Annotated in this window: 1 protein-coding gene and 1 pseudogene; one reads left to right on the forward strand and one right to left on the reverse strand. The window is 67.7% G+C overall.

The features are described 5' to 3' along the window. Positions 1–310 (forward strand): annotated as a pseudogene (locus GT030_RS31515) (NADP oxidoreductase); the annotation flags it as partial. Positions 311–462: 152 nt separating this feature from the next. On the opposite strand, the gene GT030_RS37230 reads toward GT030_RS31515, so the two are convergent. Further along, positions 463–588 carry a hypothetical protein gene (locus tag GT030_RS37230; RefSeq protein ID WP_272920740.1) on the reverse strand — a complete coding sequence of 42 codons (126 nt, stop codon included), beginning with the start codon at positions 586–588 and terminating at the stop codon, positions 463–465. Between the last annotated feature and the right edge of the window lie 698 nt (positions 589–1,286).

The raw sequence follows: 1,286 nt of genomic DNA on the forward strand, positions 1-1,286 counted from the left end.
GCACCTCGGCCACCCGGTGATCAAGGCGTTCAACGGCACCTACGCCCAGGACCTCCTGGACCGCCCGCGCCCGGCGGGCGACCCGGACCGCCTCGCCCTCCCGGTCGCCGGCGACGACGAGGCGGCCAAGCGGACCGTCCGGGCCCTGATCGAGGAACTGGGCTTCGACACGGTCGACGCCGGCGGCATCACCGACTCCTGGCGCCAGCAGCCGGGTACCCCGGTCTACGGCCTGCAGGCGGGCGTGGAGGCGGTCCACAAGGCCCTGGCCGAGGCGTCCCCGGAACGCCCGGCGGACTTCCGGGCCTGAGGGAGTGCCGCCACGCGCCCAGTAGTGCTTCGTCAGGTTCCCGGGCAGTCTGCGGATGCTGCGGGGGCCGGGCAGGCGGCGTCCGCAGGTGGTGCATGTACCGGTCCATCACCTCAGCAGGTCCTGAAGAACATCGAGGACCTGATCGAGGGTCAGGCCGGTGCGCGGACTTTGAGGTCGAGCCCGCTGCGGGTGAGGAATGCCTGGGCGGCGGTGACGAGGGTGACGTGGTGGTGCCAAGTGCGGCCCTCGAAGCGGGTATGCCGGTTCCCCCGCATCAGTTGTACCGGTGTGAGGGAACAGGCCTACCCGCTTCGATCCCGCGAACGGCTCCTGGACTACAGCCAGATGGTGATGTGCTCGATTTCGGTGAACTCCACTCCTATGCCGTGTGCGGGGTGTTGATGGCGCGGAAATACATCTGGGCGACGCCCGCGTGGTTGCGCGTCCCATAGGTGCGGGTGATGAGGTCCGCCGCACGGGCCTTGCGGCGAGCTATCGACGGCGGGTGACAACGAGCAGAACCGCCAGGATGAAGACGATAAAGATCACGGCGATCGCCCAGGTAGGCAGTCCAGCAGCGGACGGCGGCATAATCAGTGACATGGTCATCGCTTGAGTCCCTTGCGCAGGAAAAGGAGCCCACCAACGGCCAGACCCGAACCGATGGCTATCGGAAGCACCGCCCGAACTCTTCCGCCCCCAGCATCTATCACGCCGAGAAAGAGCAGAGCGACGCCGCAGAGCAATGCTACGAGCGCGAATCCGATCACTGCTGTGACGCGCATGGAAACTCCTGGCCTCCGAGGTCGCGGGATTCGTGTCCCGCCCCCGACTTCCTGATTAGCTGTATGCGGCGGTCGTCGCGCCCGCGACTCCTGCGGCCACGACGGAACACCCGGTAAACCCGGCACCGACCGACAGGCCAAGAGTGGGGAATGCCCCGGCCGCGGCACCGGCCAAGCACAGCGACTCG

Origin of the sequence: Streptomyces sp. SID1328, assembly GCF_009865595.1 — a bacterium.
Classification (GTDB): Bacteria; Actinomycetota; Actinomycetes; order Streptomycetales; family Streptomycetaceae; genus Streptomyces; species Streptomyces griseoluteus.